Source organism: Mycobacterium pseudokansasii (genome assembly GCF_900566075.1).
Taxonomy (GTDB): Bacteria; Actinomycetota; Actinomycetes; order Mycobacteriales; family Mycobacteriaceae; genus Mycobacterium; species Mycobacterium pseudokansasii.
This window is the reverse complement of the sequence record NZ_UPHU01000001.1, coordinates 2,140,444-2,158,719: the sequence shown is the minus strand read 5'-3', so window position 1 is coordinate 2,158,719 and position 18,276 is coordinate 2,140,444. Positions and strand designations below refer to the sequence as shown.

Genomic DNA, 18,276 nt, shown 5'->3' with positions numbered 1-18,276 from the left:
TTCACCACTCGATGCCCTGCTGACCCTTACGGCCCACATCCATCGGGTGTTTGACCTTGGTCATCTCGGTCACCAAATCGGCTGCCTCGATCAATCGAGGTGGTGCGTCGCGTCCGGTGATCACGACATGTTGGTGGCCGGGCCGTGCCAGCAACACCTCCACCACGTCGTCGACGTCAAGCCAACCCCATTTCAAGGGGTAGGTGAATTCGTCCAGCACGTAAAACTGGTGGTGTTGCGCCGCCAGCCGGCGCGCGATCTCGGCCCAACCGTCCGCCGCCGCGACGGCGTGATCAAGATCGCTGCCGGCCTTGCGCGATTGACGCGTCCACGACCAGCCCGCGCCCATCTTGTGCCATTCGACGGCTCCGCCGATCCCTTGTTCGTCGTGCAGCCGACCGAGCTGATGGAACGCCGCTTCTTCGCCCACCTTCCATTTGGCACTTTTGACGAACTGGAATACCGCGACGTCGAGCCCGACATTCCACGCGCGCAGCGCCATTCCGAAGGCTGCCGTTGATTTTCCCTTGCCGTCACCGGTATGCACCGCCAGCACCGGCTGATTGCGCCGGGCCCTGGTTGTCAGACCGTCATCGGGGATGTAAGTCGGATTTCCCTGCGGCATAAGCGGTTACCTTTCCGGCTTCAAGTCCCGGCTTCAGGCCACGTCACGGACGGCCCGGGTCAAGTGGTCGGCGTGCAGCTGCTCGAGGCGCACGGCCGGCGCACCCAGCTGACGGGCCAGCTGCACGGCCAATCCGAGCCGAACGTAGGAAGTCTCACAGTCTACGACCACGGCGGCCACGCCCTCAGCGGCCAGTCGTGATGCGGCAATTCGACTGCGGCCCAATGGGTCTGGCCCGGATGTGGCCCGTCCGTCGGTAAGCAACACCACCAGGGCGCGGCGAGCGAGGTCACGCGCCTTTTCCCGGACGACCAGCTGGCGCGCTGCCAACAGACCTTCCGCGAGCGGGGTTTTGCCGCCGGTGTCGAACCGCGCCAGCCGCCGGCCGGCGATGTGCGCCGACGACGTGGGCGGCAGCAACAACCCGGCCTCGCGCTGTCGGAAGGTGATCACCGCGACCTTGTCACGCCGCTGATAAGCGTCGCGCAGCAGCGACATGGTCGCGCCGCTGACCGCCGCCATGCGATCGCGGGCGGCCATCGATCCCGATGCGTCGACAACGAAGATCACCAGGTTGCCCTCGCGTCCCTCGCGGACCGCGCGGCGCACGTCGTCCGCCTCCGGCCGCAGCGGCCCGGCTCCAGCCGCATGCCCGGCGGCAGCCAACAGAGTGGCGAACAGATGCAGCCCATGACCGTCCGGGTCGCCGGTTTCAACGGCGGCCACCACACTGCCAGATGCGTTGCGGGCCCGCGACCGTCGTCCGGGGGCGCCCTCGCCGACACCCGGAACAGTCAGCGCGCGGGTACGAAAGGTTTTCGACGGCGGCGCGCTGGGTTTCGGTGATGATCGCGAGCCCGGCGAAGCCGGGCGCGGCGGGTCTTCAGTTGAGTGCGGGTTGGGTTGGGGCTCAGGGTCTTCGGCTGCCCGACCGCCGCCGGGTGGGTCAGGCTCGGGATCCTGGTCGGAGTCCGCCCGCCGCAGCGCCTCGTTGAGCTGGTCGCGGTCGAGACCGTGATCGTCGAAAGGGTCTCGCCGGCGGCGATGCGGCAGTGCCAGTTCGGCGGCTACCCGGATGTCGTGTTCTTCGACAGTGCCTGCACCGCGCCAGGCCGCGTGCGCGACTGCCGTTCGGGCCACCACCAGATCGGCTCGCATGCCGTCGACGTCGAAGGCCGCACATATCGCGGCGATGCGCCGTAATTCCTTGTCCGGCAACACCACGTCGTCGACGAGGGCACGCGCCGCAGCGATCTGGCGAGCCAGTTCCGCGTCGGCCTGGGCATAGCGTTCGGCGAACGCTTCGGGATCGGCTTCGTATGCCATCCGCTGCCGGATCACCTCCACGCGCACGTCGACGTCTCGCGATGCCTGCACGTCGACGGTGAGACCGAATCGGTCCAGCAGCTGCGGACGAAGTTCGCCCTCTTCGGGATTCATGGTGCCGATCAGGACGAAGCGGGACTCATGCGAATGGGATATGCCGTCGCGTTCGACATGTACCCGTCCCATCGCGGCGGCGTCGAGCAATATGTCGACCAGATGGTCATGCAGCAGGTTGACTTCATCGACGTAGAGCACTCCGCCGTGAGCACGCGCCAGCAGGCCCGGTGAAAACGCGTGCTCACCGTCACGCAGGACCCGCTGCAAATCCAGTGAACCCACCACCCGGTCCTCGGTGGCCCCCAATGGCATCTCGACCAGCCCGGCGCCGCCGGTCGCCGCCGACAGTAGCGCCGCAAGCCCGCGCACAGCCGTCGATTTCGCGGTGCCTTTCTCGCCGCGGACCAGTACCCCGCCGATCTCCGGGCGAACGGCGCACAACAGCAACGCAAGCCGCATGTGGTCGTGTCCGACGATCGCACTGAACGGATAGGGCTTCACGAGTGGGCCGCCGGACCGGACGCCGGCCGAAGCATCGGCACATGCGGAATACCGTCGTCGATGAAATCGTCACCGTCACGGACAAATCCGTGCTGGGCGTACATGTCGGCCAGATAGACCTGGGCGTCGATCCGGCACGGGTAGTCACCCACTTCAGCCAGCGCGGCACGCAGCAGCCGGGTGGTATGTCCCTGACCGCGGGCATCCCGCCGGGTGCACAGCCGGCCGATGCGGAATGTCTTCTCCCCTCCGGCGTGCTCCTCCATCAGACGCAGGGTGCAGATCACCTCGCCGTCAGGTGTTTCCAGCCAGAAATGCCGGGTCTCGGAGAGCAGGTCGCGGCCGTCCAGTTCGGGATATGGGCAGGCCTGTTCGACCACGAAGACTTCCACCCGCAGCTTGAGCAGTTCGTAAAGGGTTGCGGCGTCAAGGTCTTTGGCCCAGGCTCGGCGGAGCGCCTCGCTCATAAGCGTTGCCCTTCCCCGCCGGCGTGGGTCATGCGGCGTCCAGCTGCAGCGCCTTGGTGGTCCAGGACCACACTTCGTCATACAGCGCGGGCTCTTGGGAGAGCTTGGCTCCCAGTGAAGGCACCATCTCTTTGAGGGCGGGCAACCACGACTGATACCGGTGGCCAAAGCAGCGCTGCAGAACCTCGAACATCATGGGCACTGCCGTCGAGGCGCCCGGCGAACCTCCCAGCAGCCCGGCGATGCTCCCATCGGCGGCGCCGACCAGTGTGGTGTTGAAATCGACCACCCCACCCTTGCGCTTGTCAGGCCGGATCACCTGCACCCGCTGACCGGCCACGGTCAGCTTCCAGTCGGAATCCACTGCGCTGGGGGCGAATTCACGAAGCACATCGATGCGATCCGATGCCGAGAGCAGCAGCTGACCAAGCAGATAGTTCAGCAAGCTCAGTTGGGTCACGCCAACGCCGAGCAGCGACAGTAGATTGTCGCGCCGGATCGACCGGGGCAAATCGCTGAAGTGGCCGTGTTTCAAGAACTTTGGCGACCAGCCTGGGTACGGCCCGAAAACCAGCCAGGGAGTACCGTTGACGAACCTCAGGTCGAGGTGCAGCGCTCCCAGAGGCGGTGCGCCCGGCGACGGAAACCCATAGACCTTGGCCCGGTGGGCGGCGGTGAGCGCCGGGTTGTCGCTGCGCAGGAAGCGGCCTCCGATGGGAAAACCGGCAAAGCCCTTGATCTCCTTGATGCCGGACCTCTGTAACAACGGCAGCGCGTCCCCGCCGGCCCCGACGAAGACGAATCTGGCTTTCAGCATGTGCTTTTGGCCGCTGCGGCGGTTGTTGACGGTCAATGTCCAACTGCCGTCGTGCTGGCGGTGAAGGTCACGGACCTCGTGGCCGAACAGCGCGGTGGTGCCGTTGCGTACGCAATAGGCGATGAGCTGGCGAGACAGCGCACCGAAGTCGACATCGGTGCCGTCGGAGGCCCAGTTGAGCGCGACCGGCTCGGAGAAGTCACGTTTGGCGGCCATGAACGGCAACCGGCGACCGAACTCGTCCGGGTCGTCGATCAGTTCGGTGCCGGAGAACAATGGGTTGCCGGCAAGCGCATCGCGGCGGCGCCGCAAGTAATCCACGTGGTCGGCGCCATGCACGAAACTCACGTGCGGGACGGGATTGAGAAAGCCGCGTACGTCGGTCAAGACGCCGTTATCCGCGGCGTAGGCCCAGAACTGTCGGGTGACCTGGAATTGCTCGTTGATCAGGACGGCTTTGGTTACGTCGATCGCGCCGCCGGGACCGGCCGGGGTGTAGTTCATTTCGCACAGTCCCGCATGACCGGTGCCGGCATTGTTCCAGGGACTGCTGCTCTCGGCGCCGACGGCATCGAGCCGTTCGATCACGGTGATCGACCAATCGGGCTCCAGTCGTTTGAGCAACGCTCCCAGCGTCGCGCTCATGATGCCCGCGCCCACCAGCACGACATCAGCAGCCCTGGCCAGCTTTGCCACCGGATTCTTGGTCCTTCCCTCGGGTGTGCTGTCCCAAGGTTATCCCGACGGCCGGGCTCGCCAACGTCCCCTCCATGCGGCGACGGGAGCCGACTGGAGTCATGGCCGGAACACCGCGTCGACCGCCGCGGCTCGCGAGGCCAAAGCGATTGGCACGCACTGATCGCGGCGCACAACGTTTCGCCGGAATACCGAGCGCCGGTCCGGCTAGGGACCCTGGGTCAGTAACGCCTTTGGCGGGTCTGCCTTGTTCGCGGGGGCGTGATTGTTTTCGGCGTGGGTGGCCTTGCCGGGGTTCAGTGTTTGGCGATCGGGAAGGCGTCGTGGTCGGGGGGTCCGCGTGTGGCCGAGGATTGGCCCGGTGGTCAGCTGATGGCCAGGCCGGCCAGGCCGTGGATTCCGATGTGGCCGTGGAGTTTGCGCAGATTGTGGCAGGCGGCTAACAGCAGCCATTCGCCACGGGCCTGCTCGAGCCCGCGCAGCAGTAGGTGTTTGGCGTCCTGCAAGGTGCTCATCTGCCCGAAGACAGGTTCGACGATGGCCTTACGACGGGCGTAGATGGCCTGGCCGGTTTTGGTGGTGAGCTTGCGGGCCATGCGCTGCTTTCTGGTGGCCGAGTCCGGGATCCGACCACGGGCGGCGACCGGGGGTGGATCACCGCGACGAGGTCGGCCGGTGGCGACGAAGAACTCGGTGCCCCACGCGGCGGTGTAGTCGCCGGCGCGATCGAGGTTGTCCGCTGAGCAGTACCCGGCATCGGCAAGGACCGCAGCGGGCACCTGCCCGGTGTTGGTGGCGGCCTGCTCGGTCAACGGCATCAAGTTACCCACATCGGCGGCGTTGGTGTTCATCTCGGTGGCAACGATCACCTGGTGATCGGCATCAACGACGGCCTGGGCGCTGTAGCACTGGTGAAACGCCCCGTCGCCGGTGAGCATGATCTTGGAATCAGGGTCAGTGAAGTTGCGCTGCGCCTTCGGTTTCGGGGCGACCTGCTCGGCGGCCGCCGCCCCTTGAGCCGCAGTCGTGTCGTCGTCATCGCCGCGCGATCGCGGGCTTTGGCCTCTGCCTGCGCACGGGCCCGCGCACGGGCTTCTTCTTCCAGGGCGGCCTTGGCTTGGCGGATCTTTTCCAGCCTGGTTTCACGGCGAGCCAATTCTGCGGGCAGTTCATCGCCGCGCCGACTCTTGCCGAACTTCTTGTCCTCGTCTTTGTCGATGCGCTCAGCCTCCAACAACAGTGCCGAGACCTCGCTGGCGAGAACCTTTTCCTTGTCGGTCATCCGGGCGTAGCTCATCGCCTTGCGTTTGGAGGCGTTGGCCCGGACCTTGGTGCCATCGAGGGCGACCTGGCCCAGGCTGACCATGCCCGCAGCCTGGCATAACGCCAGTGCCTGCACAAACAGGTGCCCCAGTGCGGAGAGGTGCCGTTTGCGGAACCGAGCGATCGCACGGTAGTCCGGGGCGCTACCGGCGGCCAGCCACCGAAACGCAACCACATCAACGCATGCCGATTCCAGCTTCCGCGACGAACGAACTCCGGTGGTGTAGCCATACAGCAGAATCCGCACCATCAGGCGCGGATCGTAAGGCGGTCCGCCACGAACCTCGGTATAGGCCGCGGTGATGCGTGAGAGGTCCAGGTGCTCATCGACCAGATCAGCAATGAACCGCACCAAATGATCCGCCGCTAGCCAGTCATCCAGTGATGGCGGCAACAACAACCCCTGCTCAGGGTCGAACGCCCGAAAGGTCTTATCTACCGACCGCTTCGGCGCTAAAAAAACCGGATCCACCCGTTGCCCAGGATCAACCTCGAACAACCCATCAGCACCGAAATCATCACGCACACCCCATCATCGCCTGCACCCGACAAATCAGATGCCCACCCCCACCGGCGTGTTACTGACCCGCGCTCCCAGCGAGGCCAGCCTCGGACCGCCGAGGTGGGCGGTTAGGTGGGGTGGGTTCGTTGCCGGTTAGCTGCCGGTTGAGAAGCGGTCCGAGCCTGCCCTCACGTGCGCCGCCGCCGGGATTGGTCGCTGGTCAGGACCGGTTTGACCGAGCAGGCTAAGGGTCATGGCTGCGGCAGTGACGGTCAACGATGTGCTTGATGGGCATGTGGTTCTGGATTTGGACTGCATGGATCGGATCTGTCTCAATGGCTATGTGCCCAATCTGCAGGTGGGCGGGCAGGTGGTGTCGTTTATGACCGCGCACCTGGGTTATCCGATCCCGTCGCCGGCGATCATCGAGAAGATGGGCACCACGTTTCGCCGGGCGGTCGAGGGCTTCGCTGCCGACAACACCATCCCGGTGGTCAGGTTCGGCAAGGACGACCGCAAGATTGAGGTGATGCGCCCATATTTGGTTGGGCAGGCGGGTACAGGCCGCTCCGGGGTGGTCGCGGTCGGGATCGGCCAGGAGTTCCAGAATGTGTTCGCCTCGGCAAAACACATCGGCAACAACGGTGTGCCGTGGTTTTCGTTCTACAAGGCAGACCGGCGGGTCACGTGTTTTTATTTTTATGTCTGGGACATCGATTTCGGGCCGGCGTTCATCAAGATTTGCACATCCTTCCCGTACCCGATCAAGGTGTGGCTCAACGGCCATGAGTACGCCAAACGGCAGGCCGCCAACGCCGGCATCGGGTTTGACGAGCTGTCCAACGGGTTTGCCGCCTGTGCGGATCCCGCCGCGCTGCAAGCCATCTGCGACCGGCTGGGCCCAGGCGCCATCGAGGTATTTTTCGAGCGTTGGATGAGCCAGCTGCCGCTGCCGCTGACTGACGCCGACCGGGCGGCGGGCTACTGGTGGGAACTGTCGATGCGCCAGGTCGAGGTGTCACGGACCCTGGTTTTCAACGCCCCACGCCACGCCCGCTCATTCTTTGAAGCCCTGGTCGCCGATAACCTCGACATCGGACGTCCCGACACCGTGGAACTGATCTTTTACGGGCCCCGCCGAGGCGGTCGGCCCCCGAAACTCGACTGTGTCCCCAAGACGAAAGTCGTCACTCGCGGTACCGAGGTCACCGTCAACGCGTTCTACAAGAGCTCACGCATCAAGCAGTATTTGAAAGGCGGGCGGGCGCTGCGGATCGAGACCGTGATCAACTCACCCGATGACCTACGCTGCCAGCGGCGCCTGGTCCATCTCGATGAGTTGCAGGCCCGCGCGCGTGCAATCAATCGGCGCCTGCTCGATACTGAGCGTGTCGGCCAGGGCTGCGTCCTTGCGAGTCCAGCCTTTGAGCGGATCGCGCGGCCCACCCTCACCGAGGATGGCGCGAAGACCCCGGCCTTACGGTTCGGCGATCTTCGGGTCCAAGCCCTGGCCGGCGCCCTGTGCACGACGATGCTCGCTGTCACCGGCATCACCAACAAGAGCCTGCGTGCCTTGATGACCGGACTGCTCGACGGCACCGCCTACACCACCAACCAGGCCAGCTACGACCTCACCCGGTTACGCGTCAACGGCCTGATCACCCGAATCCCGGGCCGCAACCTCTACCGCCTCACCGGCGACGGGCTGCGGTTTGCGATCTTCTACACCAAACTGCACAACCGTCTACTGGCGCCCCTCATGGCCGCCGACCAGCCACCCGCACCACCGCCATTACGAAACGCATTGCGCACCATCGATACTCACATCACACAACGCACCGACGCCGCCAGACTGCTACCCAAAGCAGCCTGAAACTCAAGACAATCCTCAAGGTCCTAGCGACCAAGGGTCCCTAGCCGGCGTCGGTCAGTCTTTCGTCACGTTGCGTGCGTGCAGAGCCGGGGATTCGCTATCCAGTCCCCACACCAGGATCCGCCTTGGATGAATGCGGATCATTGCACCGCCGGACCCCTGTTGTGCGCCGTCGACCGACAGCGCCTCGGCCCGCCCGCGAATCTCGATCCCTCGAGGGCGCCACGGATCGATGGAGGCGAGGTCATCGATGACGAAGGACACCCGGGGATCGTTCTCGACGTTGCGAAGCTTGCGGCTGCCGGCCATCGCGCGGCCGCCGATGTCAATGGTGTCCAGCTCCGCGTTGTACTGGAAGCGGACCGGCCGCACCTGGGGTGATCCCTTGGGGGCGAGCGTCGCAAGCCTGCCGAGCCGCTGGCTGGCCAGATATTCGATCTCGACGTCGGTGAACACTGTCACAAGCGGTGATCCTCACCTCGCGCGGTTGGACGGTTATCCCAAGACATGCGGACCGGACGTCAGTGTAGAACAGCCAGCGGCGATCAACCCGCAAATCAAGCTAAATATTGTTCGTCGCTTACCTTCTCGAGCCAATCGACGAAGCGCCCATCGACTTCCTCTTGAATAGCGATGTGGGTCATCTCGCCGCTTGGGGTGGCCCCATGCCAGTGTTTGACTCCCGGTGGCGTCCAGATCACATCCCCGGGATTGATTTGTTGCCTCATGCCACCCCATTGCTGCACCCAGCCGGTGCCGGAGGTGACGATCAGCGTCTGCCCGGCCGGATGAGTGTGCCATACGCTGCGGGCACCCGCGGCGAATGTGAGCTGCCCGCCAAAGCTATTCGCGGAACCCACCGGCCCGAACAATGGCTTGAGTACCACATCGCCGGTGAAGAACTGTTGCGGCCCGGGGCCGCCCGGACGATCACCTTCGCGGGAGATCCGCATGTCCGTCTTGCCGCCGCCGGGGCTGGCCTTGAAAACGCCAAGCCGACCATACGCGGCGACCAACGCCGCAAGTGTTAAGACGCCGCGCATGTCACGCCTTTCACCGGATGGGTAAACGGATCCTAGCCAAGCTCAGCGCACTGATCAATGCCATCAAAGTGCTTCGACCTCAACCATGATGAGCAACCGCGTAAGCCTGCGAGCGGTCCGACAATGGCGCCGTCGGTGTTGCCGACGAGTGTGTTGGTGACGCCACGCTAAGCATCCCGCATGCATTGCGCTGTTCGCGGCGGAACGCCGGCACCTGCTGACCAGCCGCGGCAATCAAATCAGAATAGATTGCACCGGAAGGAAATTCGAGGGGCGGCGTCGACGAGGCGATATAAAAAAGCCGCAGTTGGCCCATTCGAGAAGTAACCCGCGCTCGAGCGAATTCTTACACCACTACCGTGGTATTGGCCTCCTCGCCGCCATAGCATTTACACCATCTGCCGAGCCGGCGTTCCGAGGAGATAACCGATGTCCTTCGTGGTTACCATGCCCGATATCTTGTCCTCGGCGACCGTGGATCTGGAAAGGATCGGGGAAACGCTCAGAGCTGCCAACACAACAGCGGCGGCTCCGACGACCATACTGCTCTCCGCCGCCCAGGACGAAGTGTCGACTGCCCTCGCGGCGCTTTTCGGCGCGTACTCCCAGAGTTATCAGGCCGTCAGCGCGCGCGCTGCTGCGTTTCACGATCAGTTCGTTGGTGCGCTGACCGCGAGCGCATGGTCCTACACCAGCGCCGAAGCCACCAACGCCGCTCAATACTGGCTCGATGCGATCAATGCGCCCACGCAGGCGTTGCTGGGCCGCCCGCTGATCGGCAACGGCGCCAACGGAGCCCCGGGGACGGGACAAGGTGGCGGCGACGGCGGGATCTTGATCGGCAATGGTGGCGCCGGCGGGTCCGGTGCCCCAGGCCAAAGCGGCGGCGCGGGGGGCAACGCGGGGCTGTTCGGAGTGGGCGGGGCCGGAGGAGCTGGTGGCGTCGGTGGGGGCGGGGTCGGCGGGATCGGCGGGAAAGGCGGTACCGGTGGGCTGTTTGGTGCTGGTGGAGCCGGCGGCACCGGCGGTTTCGCCACCTTTGGCGGTACTGGCGGTGCCGGTGGGACTGGCGGGGCTGGCGGGTTGTTCGGCTACGGTGGCGGTGGCGGCGCCGGCGGCGAAGGGGGTACCGGCGCAGCTGGCGGCGTCGGCGGGACTGGTGGCGACGCCGGCATGTTCGGCGGCTCCGCCGGAGCCGGTGGAGCCGGCGGTCGCGGCGGCACCACCGGCGGGGGCGGCGGGGCCGGCGGTGTCGGTGGGCTGTTCGGCTCCGGGGGTGCCGGTGGCGCCGGCGGGTTCGCCGTCACGGGTAGTGCTGGTGCCGGTGGGGCCGGTGGGGCCGGCGGGCTGCTGTTCGGGCCCGGCGGGGTCGGCGGGGCCGGTGGGATCAACGGTAACGGCGTAGCCAACGGCGGGGCGGGCGGACCCGGTGGTGTGGGCGGGCTGTTCGGCCCCGGTGGAACCGGTGGTGCCGGCGGATTCGGGTATGTCGGCGGAGACGGCGGGGCGGGCGGGGCCGGCGGCCTGTTCAGCTCCGGCGGCACCGGCGGCGCGGGCGCTACCGGTGGGTTCGGCGGGGACGGCGGTGCGGGCGGCAGCGCCGGGATGTTTTTCGGCAACGGTGGTGCCGGCGGGTCCGGGGGAACCGGTTTCGACAGCGCCACCGGGACGGGGGGCGTGGGCGGCGCCGGCGGCACGGCCGGGCTCATCGGCAACGGCGGTGACGGCGGCATCGGCGGCGACGGGCGGGGATCGGCGATCGGCGGTGGCGGTGGCGCCGGCGGCAATGCCAGGCTGATCGGCAACGGCGGCAACGGCGGTAATGCGGGCACTGGTGGCCACCGTGGCGGTGCCGCCGGCGCGGGCGGACAGTTGTTCGGCCAGAATGGCATCCAAGGACTGCCCTAGCCGGGTGCTTACCACCAGATAGCGATTGAGTGGCGAGCAGCAACACGTTCGCGAACCACATCGGGCGTCGCGCCGCAAGAACCGCGGCCACGCCATAAGCTGGCCCCGTGACTGGCTGGATGCCCGATGTCCTGCCCGGCTATTGGCAGTATCCGATTCCGCTGGGACCGGACCCCGACGGTGAAGGCGACGTCGTCGCAACCCTGATCCGTCGCGGAGAACCCGTCCGGACCGATCACGCGGTCCTGGCCGTGCACGGCTACACCGACTACTTCTTCCACACCGAACTGGCCGATCACTTCGCGCACCGCGGGTTCGCCTTCTATGCGCTGGACCTCCGCAAGTGCGGCCGCTCCCGCCAGGATGGCCAGACCCCGCACTTCACCACCGACCTGGCTCACTATGACGCCGAACTCGAACACGCCCTGCGGGTCATCGGCGAGCAAACGCAGACCGCGAGGGTTCTGGTGTATGCCCATTCCGCCGGCGGGCTGATCGTCTCGCTCTGGCTGGACCGGTTGCGCCGGCGCAGCATGCCAGCACCCGCCGCCGTCGGCGGCCTGGTGCTCAACAGCCCTTTCCTGGACCTGCACGGGCCGGCGATCCTGCGTTCCGGCCTCACCGCGGCTGCGGTCGCCGCGATCTCGCGGATGCGGCCCAAGAGGGTGGTCCGGCTACCGCGTGAGAGCGGGTACGGCACCACCCTGCACCGCGACCATGACGGGGAGTTCGACTACAACCTGCAGTGGAAACCCGTGGGCGGCTTCCCGATCACCTTCGGCTGGGTGCATGCCACCCGTCGCGGCCAGGCCCGGCTACATCGCGGGCTCGACGTCGGCGTGCCCAACCTGATCCTTCGTTCCGATCACACCGTGCGCGAAAACGCCGGCCCGGCGGCCCTGCAACGCGGCGACGCGGTGCTCGATGTCACCCATATCGCCCGCTGGGCCGGTTGTATCGGCAACCGCAGCACCATCATTCCGGTTCCCGACGCCAAACACGACGTGTTCTTGTCGCTGCCGGAGCCGCGCCGGATCGCCTATCGCCACCTGGACAACTGGTTGGACCACTACCTCGGCACACTGGACGACACCGGCGCCTCGGCATCGTCGGGGAAAGGGTGAGCACCTCAATGGAAACCTACGACCTGGCGATCATCGGAACCGGTTCGGGCAACAGCATTCTCGACGACCGCTATGCGCACAAACGGGTGGCGATCTGCGAGCAGGGCACCTTCGGCGGCACCTGCCTCAACGTCGGGTGCCTGCCGACCAAGATGTTCGTCTACGCCGCGGATGTGGCCAAAACGATCCGCGGTGCCGGCCGGTACGGCGTCGACGCGCACATCGACGGGGTGCGCTGGGACGATATCGTCTCCCGGGTCTTCGGGCGGATCGATCCGATCGCGATGGGCGGCGAGCAGTATCGGCGGTCGGCCCGCAACATCGACGTGTACCCCGCCCATACCCGGTTCGGGGGTGTACAGGCCGACGGGCGCTATCTGTTGCGCACCGACGGTGGTGACGAGTTCACCGCCGATCAGGTGGTGATCGCGGCCGGCTCGCGGCCGGTGATTCCGCCGGCGATCCTGGCCTGCGGCGTCAAGTACCACACCAGCGACACAGTCATGCGGATCGCCGAGTTGCCGAAGCATCTGGTGATCGTCGGAAGTGGTTTCGTAGCAGCAGAATTCGCGCACGTCTTCTCAGCGTTCGGGGTTCGTGTCACGTTGGTTATCCGGGGCGGCTGTATGCTGCGGCATTGCGACGACACGCTGTGCGAACGGTTTACCCGCATCGCATCGACGAAATGGGAACTGCGCACCCATCGCAATGTCGTGGCCGGGGAAAACGGCGCAACCGGTCTGTCGCTCACACTCGACGACGGGTCCACCATCGACGCGGATCTGCTGCTGGTGGCGACCGGCCGCAGGTCCAACTCCGACCTGTTGGACGCCGACCGGGCCGGCGTCGACGTGGACGACGACCGGGTGGTGGTCGACGAATACCAAAGGACTTCCGCACGTAATGTTTTCGCCCTCGGTGACGTCTCGTCGCCGTATCAGCTCAAGCACGTCGCCAACCACGAAGCCCGTGTCGTGCAACATAATCTGTTGTGCGACTGGGACGATACCGCATCGATGGCCGTTACCGACCATCGCTACGTACCGGCGGCGGTGTTCACCGATCCGCAGCTGGCCGCTGTGGGATTAACCGAAAACGAAGCCGTGGCAAGAGGTTTCGACATTTGCATCGCAATACAGGACTACGGCGACGTCGGTTATGGCTGGGCGATGGAAGACACCACCGGGTTCCTCAAGCTGATCGCCGAACGCGGTAGCGGGCGCCTGCTCGGCGCGCACATCATGGGCCACCAGGCGTCGTCGATCATCCAGCCGCTGATCCAGGCGATGAGCTTCGGACTCACCGCAGCCGAGATGGCCCGCGGCCAGTACTGGATTCACCCGGCACTGCCCGAGGTCGTCGAAAACGCACTGCTGAACCTGCGCTGACGTCAGCGCCGGCGCTGCGCCGGATCGCGTCACCGTGGCGGGCGCGGATCGGTGGCGTCGCCGAGATCCTGCACGCTGTCCTGACACGCCGGGCACAAACCGCGCAGCGTCAGACCGGCCCGCTCCGACAGCGCGAACGAACTGCCCGCCATCGCGTGCTCCAGCGCCGAGCTCAGCTGCCGCGCGGGCACCTCGATGATCGCCCCGCACTGGGTGCACACCGCATGGTGGTGCGGCGCGGTGGCCAGCCCGTAAGTGGTTACCCCGCCATCGAGGGTCAACGCATGCAACACTCCCTGGTCGACCAGGATGGTCACGGTGCGGTAGACGGTGGCCAGGTCGGGCGGCTGGGTCCCGGCGGACAGGCACGCGGTCAACCGCTGATGAATCTCGGCCACCGACAGATGGCCGTTGACCGGTTCGAGGACCGCCAGCACCTGAATCCGCGAGGGCATTCGCCGCAGGCCGTGGGCACGCAGGAGCCGACCGATCCGTTCAGTGACGGCCGGGTCCAGGCCCGACGGCTTTGACGTCACCTGTTCAGTGTCGCGCCGCAAGGCCGGGTTCGCCAGTATCCCCTCCGGCTCGGGGTGGCGAGGAATCAGCTGATTGCGACGCGGCCCGTGCGCCGGGCGGACCCGCCGCCACGGCCCCGGCTTGGCTCCGATGCCGACGCCGACTGCCGGCCGGCGGCACTCGGCGGGCCGCGCACCCGGCCCGCGGGACAGATCCGGCGCCGTGACCGGCAAGGACGATGGTCACAGCCACAAGGGATTTGAAGCCTCTGCGGTGGTGACAATAGGCCCTAGCGGGAGTTTCCGGCCTTTCTTGATTGTGGGTCTGGTTTCGCCTGGTGGGATGGCTTTTTCGGGCAGCGCTGGTGTATTACCCAACTCGCTGTGAGGGGCCCGGCGGGGTCAGCGGGTGGGTGCGTATTGGTGGATGTCGAACAGGTCGGCCAGTTTCTGTTGGGTGGGGGTGGTGTCGGTGAGCATGCGTTGCACGCGGGGGCGTCCCTTGCCGCCGTCGTGGTAGAGCAGCACGGTTTCTTCGATGCCGGCGAGCTGGTCGAGTAACTCGCGCACGGACAGGTGCAGCCCAGCCTGGTCGGCGTGGCGGCGCATCAGGTGGGCGACGGCCAAGGCGAGCACGCAGTAGGACACGTGTACGCGGATCTTGGAGTCGGTCCAGTGGTGCATTGGGCTGAACGAGACCACGTGCGGGTCCTTGAGCTGGCGGAAGCCGAATTCGGCGTCGGATTGGGAGCGGTAGGCGGCCACGATGTCGGGCACCGGCCAGTCGCGGTTGGTGAACAGGATCCGTTTGCCGAAGATTCGTTGTTCCAAGCGTTTTCGGGCTTTGCTGTCGGTGTGCCAGGCCAGCCGCAACTCGGCGGGCTGCTCGCCGGTGAGGGTGACGGTGATGATATCGGCCACCCAGCGGGGTTTGCAGATCGCAGCGATCTGGGCCTGCACCTTGTCGCGGTCGCGGCGGGTGTGGCCGCGGGCCAGGCGGGCGGCCAGCTCGGCCAGCCGACGCCGCGCCTTGGCCAGGGTCTGGTCCAGGCCGCGGGCCTGCTTGGCCGCCAGGTTCGCCGAGTGGGTCAGCACCGCGCGGCGGGTCACCCCGAGCGCGGTGACGGTGGTGTCGACGAAAGTCAGCCCGGGATAGCGGTCTTCGTCGACGACACGGTAGTCGCGCGCCGGGATGCCCAGCAGGTCGGGGTGATCGCTGGGCGGCAGCGACCCGACGAACCCGATCCCGTGCTCTTCGACGACCGTGTGGTTGTCGCCGCTGTTTTGCCCGGCGTCATAGACCACGGTCAGCGACTCGACCGAGGACACCAGGTCGCGGTAGCGGGCCACCAGCTCGTCGATGACCGTGGGGAACTGGGTGACATCAGGCCGATCACCGGGATAGGCGTGGCTGATCACCGGCACCCCGCCGTCGCGGGTGATGACCAGCGCCAACCCGACCAGCCGCAGATCGGTGCGTTTCTGTTTGGCCTTGCCGCGCTGCGCGATCGACGCCTTCGCGTTGCCGGTGTCGATGAAGGTGGCGAAGTTGGTCATGTCCAGCGCCAGCCCGGTCAAATCCAGCCCGAACTCGCCGACCATCGCCCGCCCGAGCCGGGTCTCGATCTCGCGCAGCTCGCTCTCGCCGAGGCGGTCCATCGCGTCCCAGAACCGGCGGTGATCCAGCGCGGCGCGGCCCAGCTTCACCCATCGCGGCCCGGCCGTGCTGGCCCACCAGTCGGCGAATTCGCGTTTGGAGCACGGGTCGACGATTCGGTTCGCGCATGCCAGCGCGATGTAGGTGCCCACCGACGCGGCCGCGTCCGCGCGACGCGGCGCCACCTCGTCGACGATCCCGGCCACGTCCAGCCGCCTCAGCGTCGACCACACCGCCGCCAGATCCCCGAACTGCTTGTGCTGGCTGCGGATCGGCTGCCCGCTCGGCGTCGCCGACAGCTTGGCCAGCACCTCATCGGCGCTGCCCAGATACTGCTGGGACACGATGCGCGGCTTGCCGCCCACCCGCGCCGATTCCACCAGGTAGTAGTAGGTCTGCTTGCCGCGGCGCTTCCCCACGATCGACGCCATATATGGGTAATACTCTCTCGTCACACAAACCTCAAGCACCACAACGAAAGACACGCCGATCAACTAAAAAGGCCGGAAACTCCCGCTAGGCGCTACCTGACGCCTTTTCGTACTGTCGCGGCAGACGCCTGTTCGACACCGCGCGATCCCTGCATCAGCGGGGATGAGTATGACAGCAGGTCGAGCCGCCGGCGAATCTGGCGCGGGCACGCACTTGCCTCGCGGGCAAAACAGGCCGTTCGACAAGTTCATCTGTTGACGCCGGCCGCAGCCTTGGGGGAATCTCGTGCCAAAAATCCGGAACTACGCCGCACAAACCGGCGCCGTTACTGCAGTTCATCGCCTTCCCTACGGCTCGGACGCCGAAGCCCGCTCCGCGTGGGTGTCCAAAGCCCGGTGCCGCAACATCGACCCAGAGGAATTGTTCGTGCGCGGAGCCGCCCAGCGGGAAGCGGCGACGATCTGCCGGAGCTGCCCGGTGATTCTCGAGTGCGCCGCCGATGCTCTCGACAACCGCGTCGAGTACGGGATCTGGGGCGGGCTGACGGAGCGCCAGCGTCGCGCCCTGCTCAAGCAGCACCCCGAAGTGAAGTCCTGGGCGGCCTACATCGCCGCCCGGCGCAACCATGGCACCGCGGCAGCTCCGACCGGCGCCGCCAGCGCGTAGCACGCAACGCGGTGTTCACCGGCGACAAACCCCCGGCGCTTCTGCAAGTGACTTGCAATAACTTGTGACGCAACCTACAGTCTTGGCTGTTGTGTTCCGCCCGCCGCTGCAAGGACCAACATGGCCCGTAGAGAACTCGACCGGCGCCCGTCACATCCCTCACAGTCGACAGGTTTCTCCCGGGTGCTCGGCGTATTGGCACCAGCGGAGTGGTGGCGCCTGGGATCGATGTTGGCCGTCATCGTCGCGCTGCACCTGGTTGGCTGGATCACCCTGATCGCTTTGGTGGAGCCCGCGCAACTAGCCGTGGGCGGCAAGGCATTTGGCATCGGCATCGGCTTGACCGCATACACGCTCGGCATGCGGCACGCCTTCGATGCCGACCACATCGCCGCCATCGACAACACCACCCGCAAGCTGATGAACGACGGGCAGCGGCCGCTGGCCGCCGGGTTCTTCTTCTCGCTGGGCCACTCCACCGTCGTCTTTGCTCTGGCGGTATTACTGGCGACCGGAGTCAAAGCCATCGTCGGACCGGTTCAACAAGACTCCTCCTCGTTGCACCATTACACCGGCCTGATCGGCACCGGGGTCTCCGGAGTGTTCCTGTATCTGATCGCCGTGCTCAACGTCATCGTCCTGGCCGGCATCCTGCGCGTGTTCGCCCGGTTGCGTCGTGGCGAGTTCAACGAAGCCGAGCTGGAGCGACAGCTGGACAACCGAGGGCTGATCAACCGATTCCTCGGGCGGTTCACCAAGGCGATCACCAAGTCGTGGCATATGTATCCGGTGGGGTTGCTGTTCGGGCTGGGCTTCGACACCGCCACCGAGATCGCGCTGCTGATCCTGGCGAGCACCAGCGCGGCAGCCGGGTTACCCTGGTACGCCATCCTGTGCCTGCCGGTGTTGTTCACCGCGGGCATGTGCCTGCTGGACACCATCGACGGTTCGTTCATGAACTTCGCCTACGGCTGGGCATTCTCCAATCCGGTGCGCAAGATCTACTACAACATCACCATCACCGCCCTGTCGGTAGCGGTCGCGTTGCTGATCGGCAGCGCCGAACTGCTCGGCCTCTTCGCCGACGAATTCGGCTGGCGGGGCCCGTTCTGGAAGTGGATCGCCGGATTGGACCTGAACGTGGTCGGCTTCGCGGTCGCCGCCATGTTCGTGGTCACCTGGGCCGTCGCCCTGCTGGTATGGCGCCTCGGTCGCATCGAAGAAAAGTGGGTGCCGACGGTCGAGCGCGCCTGACGGTCCGGGTGCGTGCCCACGAGCGCCCCGGGCCGGTCGCGGCGAGATGGCCCGTTGGTCGTCGACGGTGTAGAACAGGCTCATGGGCTCGCCCGCCCGCAG

General features: G+C 66.2%; 14 protein-coding genes and 1 pseudogene. 6 read left to right on the top strand and 9 right to left on the bottom strand.

What is annotated here, in order from left to right; all coding sequences use genetic code 11:
• Position 1 precedes the first annotated feature (1 nt).
• From cobO to EET10_RS09765, 5 genes and pseudogenes are all read right to left on the bottom strand, one after another.
• Entirely contained in the window at positions 2-625 is a 624-nt protein-coding gene (gene cobO, locus EET10_RS09785) for a cob(I)yrinic acid a,c-diamide adenosyltransferase (protein ID WP_036403861.1), read from the bottom strand.
• Between the two features lie 33 nt (positions 626-658).
• Positions 659-2,509: a magnesium chelatase subunit D family protein gene (locus EET10_RS09780; RefSeq protein ID WP_063466399.1), complete on the bottom strand. Its 1,851-nt coding sequence runs from the start codon at positions 2,507-2,509 to the stop codon at positions 659-661.
• Complete coding sequence (locus EET10_RS09775; RefSeq protein ID WP_036403863.1) at positions 2,506-2,976, bottom strand: GNAT family N-acetyltransferase; 471 nt, start codon at positions 2,974-2,976, stop codon at positions 2,506-2,508. Before EET10_RS09775 ends, EET10_RS09780 begins: the two co-directional genes overlap by 4 nt.
• Before the next feature lie 28 nt (positions 2,977-3,004).
• Entirely contained in the window at positions 3,005-4,489 is a 1,485-nt protein-coding gene (gene mqo, locus EET10_RS09770) for a malate dehydrogenase (quinone) (RefSeq protein WP_063466398.1), read from the bottom strand.
• 365 nt (positions 4,490-4,854) lie between these two features.
• Positions 4,855-6,284 (bottom strand): annotated as a pseudogene (locus EET10_RS09765) (IS1182 family transposase).
• Between the two features lie 283 nt (positions 6,285-6,567).
• Between EET10_RS09765 and EET10_RS09760 the strand changes: the two are divergent.
• Positions 6,568-8,187 carry a hypothetical protein gene (locus tag EET10_RS09760; RefSeq protein WP_122502111.1) on the top strand — a complete coding sequence of 540 codons (1,620 nt, stop codon included), beginning with the start codon at positions 6,568-6,570 and terminating at the stop codon, positions 8,185-8,187.
• Between the two features lie 54 nt (positions 8,188-8,241).
• Here EET10_RS09760 and EET10_RS09755 read toward each other — a convergent pair whose 3' ends face one another.
• Together EET10_RS09755 and EET10_RS09750 are read right to left on the bottom strand one after the other, a co-directional pair.
• Positions 8,242-8,643 carry a PPOX class F420-dependent oxidoreductase gene (locus EET10_RS09755; RefSeq protein WP_211187919.1) on the bottom strand — a complete coding sequence of 134 codons (402 nt, stop codon included), beginning with the start codon at positions 8,641-8,643 and terminating at the stop codon, positions 8,242-8,244.
• Positions 8,644-8,744: 101 nt separating this feature from the next.
• On the bottom strand, positions 8,745-9,203 hold the full coding sequence (locus tag EET10_RS09750; protein ID WP_246013627.1) for a (R)-mandelonitrile lyase: 459 nt from the start codon (positions 9,201-9,203) through the stop codon (positions 8,745-8,747).
• A 456-nt stretch (positions 9,204-9,659) separates the two neighbouring features.
• On the opposite strand from EET10_RS09750, the gene EET10_RS09745 reads away from it, so the two are divergent.
• The 3 genes from EET10_RS09745 (at position 9,660) to mtr (ending at position 13,650) form a co-directional block, all read left to right on the top strand.
• Entirely contained in the window at positions 9,660-11,138 is a 1,479-nt protein-coding gene (locus EET10_RS09745) for a PE family protein (RefSeq protein ID WP_122502110.1), read from the top strand.
• 107 nt (positions 11,139-11,245) lie between these two features.
• Entirely contained in the window at positions 11,246-12,262 is a 1,017-nt protein-coding gene (locus tag EET10_RS09740; protein ID WP_099188215.1) for an alpha/beta hydrolase, read from the top strand.
• An 8-nt stretch (positions 12,263-12,270) separates the two neighbouring features.
• Complete coding sequence (gene mtr, locus EET10_RS09735) at positions 12,271-13,650, top strand: mycothione reductase (RefSeq protein WP_063468503.1); 1,380 nt, start codon at positions 12,271-12,273, stop codon at positions 13,648-13,650.
• Between the two features lie 29 nt (positions 13,651-13,679).
• On the opposite strand, the gene EET10_RS09730 is transcribed toward mtr, so the two are convergent.
• Positions 13,680-14,186: a Fur family transcriptional regulator gene (locus EET10_RS09730; protein WP_051490567.1), complete on the bottom strand. Its 507-nt coding sequence runs from the start codon at positions 14,184-14,186 to the stop codon at positions 13,680-13,682.
• Positions 14,187-14,567: 381 nt separating this feature from the next.
• The gene (locus EET10_RS09725; RefSeq protein ID WP_122501864.1) at positions 14,568-16,253 is read right to left on the bottom strand and encodes an IS1634 family transposase; all 1,686 of its coding nucleotides are present in this window, start codon (positions 16,251-16,253) and stop codon (positions 14,568-14,570) included.
• A gap of 295 nt (positions 16,254-16,548) precedes the next feature.
• Here EET10_RS09725 and EET10_RS09720 point away from each other — a divergent pair, with 295 nt between their 5' ends.
• Positions 16,549-16,920, top strand: coding sequence for a WhiB family transcriptional regulator (locus tag EET10_RS09720; RefSeq protein WP_051490568.1), 372 nt, complete (start codon positions 16,549-16,551; stop codon positions 16,918-16,920).
• Positions 16,921-17,040: 120 nt separating this feature from the next.
• The gene (nicT, locus tag EET10_RS09715) at positions 17,041-18,174 is read left to right on the top strand and encodes a Nickel transporter NicT (protein WP_063468505.1); all 1,134 of its coding nucleotides are present in this window, start codon (positions 17,041-17,043) and stop codon (positions 18,172-18,174) included.
• The last annotated feature ends 102 nt before the right edge of the window (positions 18,175-18,276 follow it).